At 34.9% G+C, this 15,107-nt stretch carries 14 protein-coding genes; all 14 read left to right on the top strand.

Annotation, left to right across the window (positions count from 1 at the left end; genetic code table 11):
- Positions 1–2 precede the first annotated feature (2 nt).
- Positions 3–1,844 carry a T6SS phospholipase effector Tle1-like catalytic domain-containing protein gene (locus IR022_RS13050; RefSeq protein WP_194204043.1) on the top strand — a complete coding sequence of 614 codons (1,842 nt, stop codon included), beginning with the start codon at positions 3–5 and terminating at the stop codon, positions 1,842–1,844.
- Entirely contained in the window at positions 1,841–2,641 is an 801-nt protein-coding gene (locus tag IR022_RS13045) for a hypothetical protein (RefSeq protein WP_194204042.1), read from the top strand. The genes IR022_RS13050 and IR022_RS13045 overlap by 4 nt, the downstream gene beginning before the upstream one ends.
- A gap of 13 nt (positions 2,642–2,654) precedes the next feature.
- Positions 2,655–4,607 (top strand): DUF4280 domain-containing protein, encoded by a 1,953-nt coding sequence (locus IR022_RS13040; RefSeq protein ID WP_194204041.1) that lies wholly within the window; start codon positions 2,655–2,657, stop codon positions 4,605–4,607.
- Between the two features lie 129 nt (positions 4,608–4,736).
- A complete protein-coding gene (locus tag IR022_RS13035) occupies positions 4,737–5,297 on the top strand; it encodes a hypothetical protein (protein ID WP_194204040.1) in 561 nt (186 codons plus the stop codon).
- A 132-nt stretch (positions 5,298–5,429) separates the two neighbouring features.
- A complete protein-coding gene (locus tag IR022_RS13030; RefSeq protein WP_194204039.1) occupies positions 5,430–5,993 on the top strand; it encodes a hypothetical protein in 564 nt (187 codons plus the stop codon).
- Between the two features lie 180 nt (positions 5,994–6,173).
- Positions 6,174–6,716 carry a hypothetical protein gene (locus IR022_RS13025; protein WP_194204038.1) on the top strand — a complete coding sequence of 181 codons (543 nt, stop codon included), beginning with the start codon at positions 6,174–6,176 and terminating at the stop codon, positions 6,714–6,716.
- The gene (locus tag IR022_RS13020) at positions 6,685–7,461 is read left to right on the top strand and encodes a hypothetical protein (protein WP_194204037.1); all 777 of its coding nucleotides are present in this window, start codon (positions 6,685–6,687) and stop codon (positions 7,459–7,461) included. The genes IR022_RS13025 and IR022_RS13020 overlap by 32 nt, the downstream gene beginning before the upstream one ends.
- Positions 7,462–7,479: 18 nt before the next feature.
- On the top strand, positions 7,480–8,298 hold the full coding sequence (locus IR022_RS13015; RefSeq protein ID WP_194204036.1) for a hypothetical protein: 819 nt from the start codon (positions 7,480–7,482) through the stop codon (positions 8,296–8,298).
- Positions 8,291–9,037 carry a hypothetical protein gene (locus IR022_RS13010; protein ID WP_194204035.1) on the top strand — a complete coding sequence of 249 codons (747 nt, stop codon included), beginning with the start codon at positions 8,291–8,293 and terminating at the stop codon, positions 9,035–9,037. Before IR022_RS13015 ends, IR022_RS13010 begins: the two co-directional genes overlap by 8 nt.
- A gap of 433 nt (positions 9,038–9,470) precedes the next feature.
- The gene (gene tssO, locus IR022_RS13005) at positions 9,471–9,968 is read left to right on the top strand and encodes a type VI secretion system TssO (RefSeq protein WP_194204034.1); all 498 of its coding nucleotides are present in this window, start codon (positions 9,471–9,473) and stop codon (positions 9,966–9,968) included.
- 4 nt (positions 9,969–9,972) lie between these two features.
- Entirely contained in the window at positions 9,973–10,485 is a 513-nt protein-coding gene (locus tag IR022_RS13000; protein WP_194204033.1) for a type VI secretion system transmembrane protein TssO, read from the top strand.
- A gap of 6 nt (positions 10,486–10,491) precedes the next feature.
- Entirely contained in the window at positions 10,492–11,376 is an 885-nt protein-coding gene (locus IR022_RS12995) for a PKD domain-containing protein (protein ID WP_194204032.1), read from the top strand.
- A 95-nt stretch (positions 11,377–11,471) separates the two neighbouring features.
- A complete protein-coding gene (gene tssR, locus IR022_RS12990) occupies positions 11,472–13,985 on the top strand; it encodes a type VI secretion system protein TssR domain-containing protein (protein WP_194204031.1) in 2,514 nt (837 codons plus the stop codon).
- A gap of 54 nt (positions 13,986–14,039) precedes the next feature.
- A partial coding sequence (locus IR022_RS12985) for a DUF2931 family protein (protein ID WP_194204030.1) occupies positions 14,040–15,107 on the top strand: 1,068 nt, incomplete at its 3' end.

Here is a 15,107-nt window from a genome sequence, read left to right as displayed (position 1 = left end):
CTATGACATATGACAACCCCAATATAAGGCAAGAAGAAACTACCTTAAAAAAAGGCTACATGACTTTTGGTGTTTTTTTTGATGGAACTTTAAATAACCGAACCAATGTGGCTGCCCGTGAACAATACGAGAAAGAACTTGCTGACACCAAAAAGAAACACTTTTCGTATGCCCCGAGTCAATATGCTAAAAATGGGAAAAAGGACGAGGAGAGTAGCTATCATGGCGATTACTCAAACGTTGCACTGCTGAACAAAGCTTATCGGAAAAGTGAAGATGTAATAAATCTTTATATAGAAGGCATAGCCACAGAAGATCTGGAGGCGGATGATAGTGAAGGGGCAGGTTTTGGAATGGGTGATAGTGGTATACGGGGAAAGGTAAAAAAAGCTTGTATGAAACTAGCCAATAACTTTGATGGTGACAAGTTTGGGGGGCTAAATATTGATATATTCGGTTTTAGCCGTGGTGCAGCTGCTGCTCGTAATTTTGCCTATGAGATAACTCGTTCAGATGGTATCGAAAAAGAAGGGACGGTTGACAAACAAAAATATAAAACAAAAGGAGTGAAAGCCGGTGGTTTTCTAGGCTATTTTCTAGGGAAAAAGGGTCTTGATATTGCCAATATCACGATCAATATACGTTTTGTAGGTTTATTCGATACTGTGGCATCTTACGATCCCGAAGGCCTTATTAAAGGTCCTAAGGTCATTAGCTATGCACCGGCATTGATCACACCAATTTCATTTAACGTTGATCCTAAATTTAAAGAAGGAGCCAAACTTTTGCATATGAATGCCGGAATTGCCAAAGCGAAGAAAGCCGTACATTTAGTGTCAGACGACGAACACCGTAAAAATTTTGCCATAACTCCTATCCAAAAAAGCACAAAAGCCACTGAGAAAAAGCTACCAGGAGTGCATAGCGATATAGGTGGCGGATACCGTAATAAGGCTTATGAAGAGGTGGAAATAAAACTCCAATATAGGGGAACTGACGACTTGTTAAAAAGAGCACAAGCTTTGAGAGCCCAAGGTTGGTATACAGATAAGAAGGATGAACTAAGTGTGAAAGAAGAAACTTCTAATTCTTTTGACCGGATGGTTCGATGTAATAAGCTGTTGGGAAAGCGCCAGTTAAGTAACAAGTATGCTTATATTGTCTTAAATATTATGGCAGAATATGGCTTGGAGGTAAACGATAAAATGTTTGATATGAAGAAGCTACAAAAAATACCTTCTCTACCTTCAAATCAGGGAGCAATAGCCGAAAGTGCTTGGTATACCTATATGAATTCGAGTCTCGCCGAATTATTCTTTAAATGGAAAGAGGATGTAAATACTTTTAGGAAAGATAATATCAGAGGATATACTGGTCCAGTTCCGGACGAAAATATTATAGCTACGCTTAAACCTCAAAGAGAACAGGATTGGAAGAAGTTTATAGAAAGTTGGCTTGATTGCTCAACAAAGGATGGAAAATTAGCTGAGTTGTCCATGCCTGTAGATTCGGATGAGGGACTTCTTATTTATGCTCAAAAGCGCATCCATAAAATTATATCGGGAGAATCGAAAGGTTGGAACTATATCCCTTCATCTACCATATTCAATACCTACAAGCTCAATCATTATAATGAAGATTCTGTCAATAAAGTAAAAAATGCCTTATTTAAGAGGATTATCGACCAGATCTACCTGAAAGGCTTACGAAACAGATATTTACATTGGTCGGCGCACTACAAAGGTCTTTTATTTAAGGAAAATATGGTTATACCACCACCACATAGGCCTAGCGAAAATAATTCGCCTACAGAGAGTGGAATAAGAGAAACCTATTATGCATGATGGATAACACAGTATCTTATAGGCTTACATGTAGTTTAGTAACACTTAATAATGGAGTAAGCGAGAGTAACGTATATGAACATATAATTCGGATACGTTTTCTAAAAAAAACGGGAGAGAAGGCTACTGTTTACAATAGAGAATTAGATATGTATTTTAGTGATAAATCAGCATTATCTATTGTTTTTGAATTAGAAATAAGTAAGGTACGCCTATTTTTATCTCCCAGATTAGGACGTGCTTCTGAATTTTTGAGAGCAACATATCACAGGTATGATTGGATGCAGCTTCTTGTCAGATTAACAGGAAAACCTGTTTCTATCAATAATAAAGAAGAATTGAAGCAAAGATGGGTGAAAATGAAACAGAAGTTAAAAGAAAATTATATTGGTGGAGTTGTGGATAATTATTTTGATAAACTCGATAAGCAATTTATAACAGATGGTGCTGTTTTGGGTGCTGCATCTCAATATTTTTATTTTGGGCTTGTATTTCCACAAATTCCTATGAACCATCTATCAGGATGGTCACAAAAACGAATGATAGAGTTATCGGAGTATGAAGAAGAATTCTTTGAGGAACAGATAACTCATAGTGAAACAGAAGGTAATATTGAAAATTACCTTATTACAGGGAATGTTTTACCTGATAGCCGTACTATTCTCTTGAAATATCAAGGGTATATAAGTAAGAAAAAAATAGAAATTTTACCTGAAACAGCATCAATAGATATAAGCTTTCAGAGGTCAAATATTATCACTCATTGGAATTTCAAATTACAGCGAGTTCAATTATAAAATTATTATCACTATGGGGTTAGTATCAACTATAACAAACTTTGTTTGCAACCTCTTTGGTATAGAAACCAAAGACGAAAAGGCGAAGCAAAAACAAGAGCAGGTATCAGAACAAGGATCATACTCATCTATGTCAGAAGAGGAGTCAACTTCTGATCAAGAAAAAGAAAAGAAGGAAGAGCAGTGGGCAGATGTAAGCGAACCATTAAAGTTCGTTTGTCAGGGAGGCAAAGCACAATGCACATTCTGCAATCCTCCTATGGCAGATATAATTGTAACATCTTCCACTATCCTGTTACAGGATAAGCCATGGGCTAGTATAAAGGACAAAGACGGAAAAGTCAATTTCAACTTTACAGGGGTATGTACTCATCCTTCCCAACAAAAGCCCGGTGCTCCACCTCCTCCTTGCAAGGCTGTTATTAGTCTAGGCGAGTGGAAAGATTTCTCAGAGACTATGGTGGGTAATAATAATGCTTTACTCGTTAAATCGACTATTCCTTGCATGATCAGTGGGCAGGATTTGAAAATTATTGATAGTGGACAAAGGGCTGAATTGAGTGAAGTGGAAGTAATGGTAACCGAGCCCGAGCAGGTAGTGCAGTCGGTAGAGATACTTAGTGGTGATGTTCCGGAACCTGGAACAGTCATTCAATATGTAAACATAAAGAAAGATGCTAAGTATGTGGATGGAACAGACATTACACATATTGATAGACTGGGGCAGAAACTGAGATTTAAAGTCAAGTTCGATAAACCAGGAGTATCGAAGTTTAAGGTCAAACTGATCCCTGAGACTACTAATGCTGTCTACACTGCAAATGAAAAAAGCAGGAACCCTAATTTTAAATATAGTGAGGGAGAAATAGAGTTTACTACCGATGCTAATGGTGAAAAAATTGTATACGGAGATAAGGTATTTGTAAGTCCTGCGGGTGGAGATATTTTCACTATTTCGGTTAAGGACATGCTGGGGACGGAAATTATGACAGCTGGTAAAGTAAAAACGCAACGCATGATGTACTATGTGGAAGCTAAAATGACCGGGCTTACTACAATTGCTTCCAACCTAAGTACTTTTACCAATGAATACGACAAACACAATATCACTTTTAAAGGTCTACCCGGTGTAAATATTGCCCATATGCTGAATATAGGTAATACAGCAGATAGCACCACCTTTAAAAGTCGTATACAGACGGCTTATGCTGCATCTAGCGGACCATCTAAAAGTCCCTATTGTGTGATTATCGGGTACACCGATCATTTGGCGGTGAAAACTGAAAATCAAAAGATTCCCTTTTTTAATGTAATAGGGGGAAGCATAACTCCCATTATAATATCGATAGCTGATCCTACAACAAGAGAAACTTATGCACTTTGGAAGGATATCATTCCAAGTGAAGATTGGTTTGTGGAATGCTACTTTATAAAAAATGGAGGGACTGATGCTGATAAAGTAACCATTGAAAAAACAAAATGTACGCCTATCCAAAATACTCTGTATGCAACCGGTTATTGTGATAGTGTAAGTGTGGATATTAGTTCTCTTCCAGCGGATATAGGTACAATTACGTTAAAAGTTAACTGGGTAGACCGGATGCGTGGAGGATTGTCATTTGGAGGGACAAATATAGTGGCTATATGTACCAAAGCATGGTGGCGAGCCAAAAGCGAAGCGGCTATGTGCCAGACTATAATTCATGAAATAGGGCATCAACTAGGGATGGTTTCCGATGGAAGCGGTAAATTACCCGCCAAAACATCTTATTTTTATGACAGTAGTAAAGGGCATAAAGGCAACCATTGCCATTACGATATTGCCGCAGGACAAGCCCGTTATGATTCAGAAACGGATGGTACTAATTCTAAATGTGTGATGTATGGAGCAACCAATGGAAAGTCTGCTTTTTGTGTAGAATGTGCCAAAGCGCTGAGAAAAGTTGATTTGGTAGCGGGAGTATAATTAATAACAAAAGATAAGATGAAAAAACTAATTTATATAGTAATACTATTTCTATTTCCTTTTACCGTCTGTATATCATGTGACAGCTTACAAAATATTCAAGTAAATAATAATAAACAATCAGAACTGATGAAAAATATACATTTTATACCCAAAGAATTTAATGAAATAAAACTAGGATATTACGAAACAATTGAAAATGAGTGTTCACCGACATTCCTTAATGGTGAGATAACTTTAAATACAATAACAATCAATACTCCAGAGAAGATTGTATACAAACTACATAGCGACAATTTTACACCTGTTATTCCTGTATGTGCTGCATATATAATTTCTTTGAGAAGAGGATTTAAGTATCATAAGCTATCCGCAAAGATGCTCCACATTAGAAAACTTGATGAAGAAACAGTGTATTCAGGTGAGATTATCGACAAGGATAGACAATATGAACACCCTGAGCCGCACCCTCGCCAGAGAGAGAGAGAGAGAGAGAGAATAGCAAAGGAAGAAGAGGCTCAGAAATATAATGATAATGAGCTAAATGAGGGGCAAGCTGGTGGTGGTTATATGAATGTCAATCTGATGGAATATATAGATATCCCTTTCAAACCAGGCAAATATGAGGTATATCTATCTTTTTGCGGTTTAGAATCAAATCATACTATTGTCGAAATTGTAGAAGAGTAAAGCTCAAAAATAAAGAATAAGATGACAAAATCGGTTCATGTAATAATACTTTGGCTGACATTCTTTCCCATTTTATTAGGATGTGGCAGCTTACAAAACCCCAAAGTAATTAACGAAAAACAATCAGAACCGATGAAAAATATACATTTTATACCCAAAGAATTCAATGAAATAAAATTAGGATATTATGAAACAAAAGAGAGTCTTGGTTCTCCCCAATTACCTGGTCAAGTGATGACAATTAATAAAATAATTATCAATACCCCCAATAAGATACTATATACTGCTAAAAATGAAAGTATTACTCCTGTTATACCTGTATGTGTTGCATATATAATCTCGTTAAAAAGAGGGCTGAAGTATAACGCCCTATCAGCTAAAATGCTTCACATAAGAAACCTTAATGAAAAAACAGTTTACTCAGGGGAAATTGTGGACCAGGATTTACAATATGAATATCCCGAGCCAAATCCTTATCATGAGGAAAAAGAAAAAGAAAGAATTGCAAGAGTGGAGGAAGCACAAAAATATAGCGATGAAGAACTCGAACAACCTGGTTTAGCTGGAGCTAATTATATAAATGTAAATCTCATGAAATATGTAAACATTCCTTTCAAACCAGGCAAATATGAGGTATATCTATCTTTCTGCGGTTTAGAATCAAATCGTACTATTGTCGAAATTATAGAAGAGTAAAGGTCAAAAAAACAGGGATAAGATGAAAAAAAAGCCTATTATCAAAAAAGAACTGCAGATAGGGCTGAAAGGGAGCAGCAACGAAAAAAGAATCAAGCCATAAGAGACGGCACGCTCGAATTATCGGAAGAAGAAGTAAAACAGTTAAAAAAGGAAAAAAAATGGAAGAATAAAGATAGTATGACCAATGGCTACTATGATGACCTTAGGCAGGCTGATGAGGATAAAATAGAAGAAGAGAATGACCGGCGAGAGTACGACGCTTTTAAGCAAGAAATAGGAAAAGAAAAGAAGAAGTATAATGACCTATTGACAGATCAAGTGAAAAAAGATATGGAATCTATGAAGCAGTTGATCAAATGTGTATCAAACGGGAAGTATTTGATATTTGGCTCTTGCAATTCCGGATATGATAAGGTTTTAATGGAAGAATTAATGAAACTGACCAACTATAAGGTAAACTTAATTGGTATCTTTGAATTGGCAGCCTATAACAAAGACGAGAAATCATCGGGGCGTATAGATGGGGAGATTCTTTTTGGTAAAAAAAATAATCTAAATCCGAACTTCAAGTATTTACTGTTAGAAAAAGAAGAAAGCAAAAACAATAAAGCATTAGTATACACGACAGATAATAAGGTCGTTTCGTATAAAAACCTGGAAGTTGTACCTAATAACATAAAAGTAACAAATGATGAAAGCACCTATTTCAACCTACGGTAAAAGAATTCTATTCCTATTTCTGTTCCTTCTAACAATTTCATGGAATAGGGCTTATTCTCAGGAATTACTAGTATCTATTCTGGATAGTTTACAGGCAGATAGCACACCAGTCAGTACCATTGTAGAACAAGATTCATGTAATTATTTCGATAATATGGCAAACAAGAAAAACTTCCGATTTCGAGACAAAGACATGGTGTATATCAATAGCTACAAACACTATTCTATGTACTTAATGGTTTCGCAAGATCGTCTAAGCAAAGTAGAATCTTATCAGGGCCTTCAAAGTTCGGGAGTCAAATTAGCTGTACTTTTTGATACTAAACTTCAACGCTGTTATTACTTCAAATATTCGATGACACTCTGGTTCGATTTTCAAAACAAAGAAGCTAATACAGCTTTGATAGATGCTGAATTCACGAGAAATATACAATATATAGTAGAACTTGATAAGCAATTTGACCGTATATGGGGCATATCTATTTTTGTAACAAGGAATCAAGTTGGTACCAATATATCTGAAAGAGGAGATTTGAGAACATATTTAACTTTTTTTTTATGTCTAAATAGTATTTGTTTTAAGAGTAAAAGTTTATTGGAAAGAAATCTGAATATTGCCAATATAACTTATCAGGAATTAAATGATCGGTTTGGTATTAATCAAGTTGAGAATGATAGCATAGATTCTCCGGTAGGAAAAATTGATCCGGAAAGGTTATTTACAGGTAGTCTACCCGGATTTTAGTCTGTAATTGCTCAACTTATGAATAAAATGATGGAAGCATATATTTTGACTTACCGTAAAAGAGTTTTTTTGTTACTGTTTCTTTTAACTATTTCATTGAACAGTATTTATTCACAAGAACTATTATTATCCATTTTGGATAGCTTGCGAGCAGATAGTAAACTTGTAAGCACAATTATAGGAAAGGATTCATGTGATTATTTCGATAATATGACAAACAAGCGAAACTTTCAGTTCCGAAACAAAGACATGATATATATCAATAGTTACAAAAACTATTCTCTATATTTGATGGTCTTTCCTCAAGGTTTATTGAGTGCCCCGCCACCTTACTCCGGTTTTCACGATTGGGGTGTAAAACTGGGAGTTCTTTTTGACAGTAAACTTCAACGGTGCTATTACTTCAAATATTCGAAGACACTCAGGTTCGATTTTGAGAACAAAGAAAATAATACCGCCTTGATAGATGCCAAATTCACGAGAAATATACAAAATGTAATTGAGTTGGATACTTTACTAAATCCATTATGGAGCATTAATGTCCGAATTCTAAAGGATTGGTATAATTCTGAAGAAATTGAAAAAGGACGAATAAGCTCCTGTGATATATTCTTTTCGAGCGAAAATACTTACTCTTCTAAAAGTAAATTGCTATTGGACAAAAAATTGAATATTGCCAATATAACTTATCAGGACTTAAGTAACCAATTTGGTATAACTGCTGCTGATAAGGACTCGATGAAGCTTAATATTCAAAAAGTTGATTTAGATGTATTATTTGCTGGAAGTTTACCTGGTTTTATAAAAATGGAGACGAAATCAGGTACTTATGAATAAGACATTATTGATTTTTATATTTGTTGAGTTGAGTTTATACGCAACTTCCCAAGAAAAATTAGTTGATGTGTTAGCCCATTTATCTGTATATAATACGAAAATAAATACAAAACTAGAAAGCGTTGAATCTGATTATTTCGCGATGATGGCAAAAGATAAAAATTTTGCATTCAAACGAGAGAATATAGATAAAGAGATCGTATTTATAAATAAACATAAAGATATCTCTGCTTATCTAATAGTGCCCTCTTTCATATTTAGCAAAAAAAGGGTAAATCCTGACACTGAATATAAGTACACGCTCCTTTTTGACAGGAGAGAGTCGAGATGTTATTTAATCAAATATTATCCTAGTAATGTTAAGTCTCATGTTACATATAGAAATATAAGAAAAAATTTAACTTCACTGTCCGCTGATTTTGCGGGAAAAATAACTCTTATAATAGAACTGGATAAAAATTTCAATCCAATTTCAGGAATCCAATTTGCAGTAATGCCTGGAAGAGATATTGAATATGGAGATATGATTGGATACTTCGTTTATAAAAAAATAGATGGAAATTTCAAAATAAACAAGATAGTTGAAAATGAATCTCTAAACATATATGAAACATTATATAATGAACTGATTGATAAACTATCTGTTAAACAACGTGATACCTGTGATTCAAATGGATTTGTCTGGGATTTGAATATTAAAAGTTTATTTGAGGGATTAGAATCGGCAGGAATAAAATAGAGTAAGCAATCAAGGATTGATGCCTGCTATTTTTCAGAAAAAAAATTAGACTTATGAAAACTTATCTACTAACAATACTATTTTCAGTCTTTTCTTTTTGTGCTTATGCACAAAAAGAGACTTTGATTATAAAAGTAATTAGGCATCCCAAGGAAGAGATTAAATGCGGGCTGATGACAAGTGTGGGATCATATCAGGTCCTTGTTAAGTATAAATACGTGAACCTTGTTCTTGAGTAATATTATCTAATAAGACTAGATGGAAATATGTGGTTGCTTACTTCCTACAGAACCTCATAAGTGCCTTTTATAATAAGTATGGGATAATCAAAAAATATATTTTATTTTGGATAATTTATTGATTTTTTGGAAAATAATGAAAGTGAAATTAATTGACTGTAGAACCATCAATTTAGTAAAAATGTAAATGATAGATGAAAGCAAAAAACAATAAGGAAATCAATCGTGGTTACTGGAAATTCTCCATGTTTTTAGCCACATGTGTAGTAATAGGTGTGACTACTTACTTCTGCTTCTTGCAGACTAATAAAATCGAAGTAGGTCGTATTGTAGAAAAGACAGAAGAGTATGACAAGATATATGTCCAACAAATAGAACTTGTAAGTCGAATCGATTCTCTGTATCAGTACATGCTACTATTTAATACTAATAAGAATGATGCGATGCTCCAAAATCTAGTCAGTAAACGCAAGCAAGAGATACTAGCATCAATGGAAGATATGAATGGGCGGGATATAAAGATGTATCAAAGGCTGATGAGTCAGGTAAATTCATTCTTAAGTGCCAAAGATTCCATTCGTATATTGGGGACAGAAGAAGACCTGATACGAATTGACCTGAAAAAATGTATGGAAGAGAATAAGCAGGCATCTCGTAAATTAACTATCGGAAGCATAACACTAAATAAATAAGGTAATGGAGGCAAATACTCTTAAGCAAACACAAAATCAAAAGGAACGCATAGTAGGATTTACTTATGTTAGTCTTCTATTCTTCATAACTACGGCTCTCTGTTGCGTCTGTATATTTTACTATAATTTTGAGACAAAAACAACTTCTCAAAAAGAATTTGCCATATCTAAAATGGATCGTATTAGAGCATTTCAAAAATTGCAGAGCGATGAAATAATAATAGTGGATTCTATTTACAATAAAATAAAAGATTTCAATCCAGGGATTAGTGCTAGTTATGAGGAAAACGATATTAAGTTCTACCTGAATGATATTAAAGGCATCACAGAAAAGAACACTTATGATACTCGTTATAAAGTATTCGCTCAGGTGTCTAACTTCTATAATTTATGGTTTGCAGATAAGAAAGAAGTCTGGACTAAACGACAAAATATTGCCGTATTTACCAAGAATCTTGAAAGTTGTGAAATAGGATTACAGAAAAAGAAGGACGAACTAAATAACACAAAGAAATAAATTGCCATGAGTAAATTACTTAATAACAGGACATATATTATCATTGGAATTATTGTTGTTTGCCTTGGAATGGCCTTCTTTGTGCGCTCGTGTTTGACAAAAAGAGAAGTTACAGCTATGGTTAGCCCTTTGGATGTGGAGTTGGGAAGCTCGATAGCATATGCTGATAGTACCAGAGGTGCAGACACTTGGTATTGGGAGTTTGGTAATGGAGACTCTTCACCTCACCAGAAAGGTGAATATACTTATTCGGAGGCAGGTAAGTATCAGATACGTCTAACCGTTGATGGCAGTTATATTAAAAAAATCGTAGTGAATGTACGTCCTAAAAAACAAGATGATGATGAACACTTGATAAAAATAGAAGCACCTAAAACTGCTTTGCAGGACGAGTATATAATTTTCAGAGGAGAAGGAACATCCAATGAATGGCGCTGGGAATTTGGAGAGACTGGCGCGGTAGATGCAAAAGAAAAAACAGCAATTTATAAATATAGCTTGCCTGGAACCTATGAAGTACTCTTAACTACTGAGGAAACTAAATATCCTATTCGCCACACAATAGAGATTACGCCTCAATATTCAGAAAGTGATTCGACTGATATTGAGACTATGATTGGTAACGATATCAAATTGAAATTACAGGCTATTGTAGACCAAAAACCGTTTAACACGAATTATAATTATATAATGACTAGTTATCTGTGTAATAATCCTAATGCGCAAGTAATTGTTAATAATTCGAAGCGTAATGATTTTTATTCTTATTGTCAAGGATTGAAAATTATAGGTCGAAAACAAACCATCATAGAGAATGTGTTGGTGGAATTGGAAGAGGATAAGGAAACCTGTGTTAAAAAGATAATTGTAATACAAACTGACACCAATTAAGGTTATAAGATCACAGACTCTTTACTTCTATACCTGTAAGATTAATCACTGGGTATGAAGTAATAAAATAGCTAACACTACTTACATAATACAAAATGAATAGTATATATCGGAAACTAACGACCTCTTTGCTACTGTTGCTACTTTTATTAGCATCATGTGGTCCTATCCATCGTTTTACAAGTGTAAAAAAAATTCCAAGGGAGTATTCACTTAACTATTGTGGAGGTGATATAAGAGCGCCGAAAACAGATTTGAATAAAGAACCTTGGATTGTCTTCTCTGATAGAGAAAAGAACAAAACACTTAATAATGCCGGAGGTAATGTAAAGGCTAAAGATGTAGATTACCTTGATCCCTTTCTTGTAATTGGTACAAATGGTGATTACTTACGACTGATAAAATATACCCCTGATATTTTAAAGAATGGGAAATTAGACTATAAAAAAGCGGAATACTATGGTTGGATGCATAAATCTAAACTAATGCTTAATCAACAATCGGTAACGGATATTGCAAGTGGCAGGAAAAATAAAATGTTAGCAATCTTTGCTGATACGATATCGATTAATGAACCTGTAAAATTCTTCACAACAGATTCTATTAAGTTATATAAGGATCTGGAAATGAATTCTCAAACTGGAGTTATAAGCCCCTATAGTATTATTTACCAGATGAAAATGTCTGAGGATGGACTGATGACACTAATAGCAAAGAAACCTTATATAAAAGCAGAAGATATAAAAACGGAAGTATTAGGATGGGTAGATAATTCCCTTATAAAGGATATTGGTACTGGGTTGCACGTAAATCAGGCTAGTTTACCCGAAGAGTCAACGCGTTTCTTTATAAGGAACCAAGAAGAGGTGATGATTACGGAAGATATGATGGATGTAAACAGTTTACTGACTGAACAATATTCAACGATCAGATATAATCCAGTGTCTTCATATTCGTGTAAAGATTCTCTCGTTGCATTCAGAACGCGGATGGTATTGCCTGTATTCGACTATAGTAATAACTCTATATTGAATGTAAATGGTAACAGTATAACTCATAAACAATTCAGAACAATAGTAAAAGGGCTTAAAAAGATCAATATTTGTTTTGTGTTTGAAGGTAAAGAGAAAACAATTTCCAATTTTCCACAAATAGTCAATGCCTTGCAAGGACTTCAGCCACTATTTGAAAAGTCCGATGAAACATTTTCATTCCAGTTTAGCTGTGTGATGACTTTTGACGATTCTAATAAAATGCTTCGTCCTGCTAGCACAGAATTAACACCCGAATATTCGGATATGATCAACTATTTGTCAGGAACAGTGAAAAATAAAGATAAGCTGCGTACCTCGATGCTTCCTCGAACATGGGCGGGATTGAGAAAAGCTGTAGATATGTTTGATGATCATAAGGATGCTACCAACCTTATTGTATTGATTGGCGAAACCGGATATGCGAACGATGGGCTAGATGCTGGATTGTTGAATAAACTTCTTAAGAATAACTGCCGAATATTGGGCTTTCAAGTATATGCCGGAGTGGGAGATGAGTACAATAATTTTGTATTGGATATAGAGAATATGATTAATTCGTATGCAAATGGCATGCTCAAGACCAAGAAGGAAATTTTAGTTTCTCCAAGTCAGATAAAACGAAGTAATAGTTATATAGGAATCGGTGAAACAGAGAATAGTTATAGACTAGATTTTCCTGATAATAGTATAACACAAGGTGCTTTATTTTTTCCTCGTAAATCGGAATTGTTATCAATGGAAATACTTTCCAATAATATTGATACTATACTACAAGAAATAAAGATGGACAATAGCCGTGTTATTCAATTTATGGATAAATCTTTTCGTTCAGTGGGTAATAACCGAACAGTATTCGATAGCCTATTTGTTCAAAATTATGGCATAGATACTACCCGTCTACCCGCCAAGAAATTTATTGCAAGTTTTAGTCATGAGACACCGGGATGGTATATGCCTTCACGCATTGTTGTTCTGGAGGACACTATTAATAACCATGTAGATTATCGTCTAATGTTATCTGAAAGTGAGATGAAAGAACTTAAAGAGTTTGTGGCAGCACTGTCAGAAAAGGAAGTGGATTATATATATAAAGTAAGAGAACGAGAAGAACAGAAGCAGAAACCGTGTAATTGTCCAGAAGATGATTTATTTGCAGAGTTGGATAGAGAAGCTAAGGCTGCGCTTCAAAATGATACAATAATGGGTCGGGAAGAATTCTATATTAAGATAGTAGCTCCCGGAGGATACGCAAATACAAATAATGTACGTAAACATCTTTCGAAACTTCTGCTTACACCAATCAAATATTGTAAACTGTGTAAAGAGAAGAATAGTAATCTTAAAAAAATGACTCTAGCTGAGGCTCAATATCGGATTACGGGTAGTCCTACTTCGAACGAGCTATTGAACTCAATAAGGATAGAAGAAATAAAAAATAAAAAGGCAGTTCCAGACAAAAAATTAGAAGAATTGATCATTTATTATAAGAAAATGAAGAAAGAGCTTGATAAAGCAGAGCAATTTGAATCTAACGGACAAATATATTATTGGGTGGATAGGAAACTACTACCATAATAAAGATAGCAACTGTCAATATATAAAAATCGATCAATATAAAAGTACATACCTATGAAACTAAAACTGCCATATATCTTATCATTATTATTGATGATATTTCTTAATACAAATTGCAAAAATATGGAAAAAGAGAAAGATACATTTGTGTGGCAATCAACAGTCCCTGCGCCCGAATTTTATCCTGTACAGGTTATAAGCGGTGGTTTTTACAAAGGAGATGAAGCTGTACAATCTGTACCTGGCGGACAACGCATAATAGAATCCGACTGGGGATATTCAACAGGTGATAATAATTCGGGGCGTGGACCGCTTCCCGACGGGTTGGGTATTGAATGGTTCTCTTTTGCCGAAAACAAATTCTATTCAGGTTCTTTTGACCTACCTTATGATACAATCAAAAAACTCTTTAATACACAGATGATAGAAAGTGTTAGAAAAATCCCCTGTAGATTTGATGAAATCAGTGTGGGAATGGCACCGGGAGGTATGGTTGTTGTCTGGGTAAGGGGTGGGGGAAGTCACTCGGTAGATATAGGACGATTTCAGGCAGATGAAGCCCCGGCCAGAGATTTGAATGAATTTTTGCCTTCGACACATGTGTGGTATGATTGGGCAGACAGGGCTGCCGCACAGAAAGATTTTGCCGATACATTTATGGGTTCTTTACCCAAAAGAACAGCTAATTTTCAAAAGAACGGATTATCTCCGGGCTTGTATGATAGCTACCGAAAAAAATACAATATACGCATCACTCCTAATTTTGGGAATAAAGCTGCTATTGTTGACCAAATATATATTGAATATTACAGTGGAGAAAGAGATCTTATTGCTTTAGAACAACTCCAGGACACTTTCTATTCACCTAAGTCACCTATACAAAGGCTTACTATGACCTGGTCATTCGGCAGAAAAATTCAATATGTCCGTATAACAACAGAAGAGGAGGAACTTTTTAAAATCTATAAACAGATGTACGAAGACGATCCATCACGGGAGATCGAATTACGCATTGATGTAAATGAAGAAAACAATTTTGTACGTGCCTGGTTTTCGCAACCGGGATTGGAATACCCCCGGGAAGTCGAACTGGTAAGATCAGACATCGGTATATATCCCAAA

Source organism: Dysgonomonas sp. GY617 (assembly GCF_015233815.1).
GTDB lineage: Bacteria > Bacteroidota > Bacteroidia > Bacteroidales > Dysgonomonadaceae > Dysgonomonas_A.
The sequence above is the reverse complement of the archived record's forward strand: the minus strand, read 5'-3'. Positions and strand labels throughout refer to the sequence as shown.

What these genes read in the sequence shown, in the direction of transcription:
- IR022_RS13000 (WP_194204033.1), top strand. Translation starts at nt 9,973, where the DNA reads ATGGAGGCAAATACTCTTAAGCAAACACAAAATCAAAAGGAACGCATA.
- IR022_RS13025 (WP_194204038.1), top strand. Translation starts at nt 6,174, where the DNA reads ATGACCAATGGCTACTATGATGACCTTAGGCAGGCTGATGAGGATAAA.
- tssR (WP_194204031.1), top strand. Translation starts at nt 11,472, where the DNA reads ATGAATAGTATATATCGGAAACTAACGACCTCTTTGCTACTGTTGCTA.
- IR022_RS13030 (WP_194204039.1), top strand. Translation starts at nt 5,430, where the DNA reads ATGAAAAATATACATTTTATACCCAAAGAATTCAATGAAATAAAATTA.
- tssO (WP_194204034.1), top strand. Translation starts at nt 9,471, where the DNA reads ATGAAAGCAAAAAACAATAAGGAAATCAATCGTGGTTACTGGAAATTC.
- IR022_RS13020 (WP_194204037.1), top strand. Translation starts at nt 6,685, where the DNA reads ATGATGAAAGCACCTATTTCAACCTACGGTAAAAGAATTCTATTCCTA.
- IR022_RS13040 (WP_194204041.1), top strand. Translation starts at nt 2,655, where the DNA reads ATGGGGTTAGTATCAACTATAACAAACTTTGTTTGCAACCTCTTTGGT.
- IR022_RS13010 (WP_194204035.1), top strand. Translation starts at nt 8,291, where the DNA reads ATGAATAAGACATTATTGATTTTTATATTTGTTGAGTTGAGTTTATAC.
- IR022_RS13035 (WP_194204040.1), top strand. Translation starts at nt 4,737, where the DNA reads ATGAAAAATATACATTTTATACCCAAAGAATTTAATGAAATAAAACTA.
- IR022_RS13045 (WP_194204042.1), top strand. Translation starts at nt 1,841, where the DNA reads ATGATGGATAACACAGTATCTTATAGGCTTACATGTAGTTTAGTAACA.
- IR022_RS13050 (WP_194204043.1), top strand. Translation starts at nt 3, where the DNA reads ATGACATATGACAACCCCAATATAAGGCAAGAAGAAACTACCTTAAAA.
- IR022_RS12995 (WP_194204032.1), top strand. Translation starts at nt 10,492, where the DNA reads ATGAGTAAATTACTTAATAACAGGACATATATTATCATTGGAATTATT.
- IR022_RS13015 (WP_194204036.1), top strand. Translation starts at nt 7,480, where the DNA reads ATGAATAAAATGATGGAAGCATATATTTTGACTTACCGTAAAAGAGTT.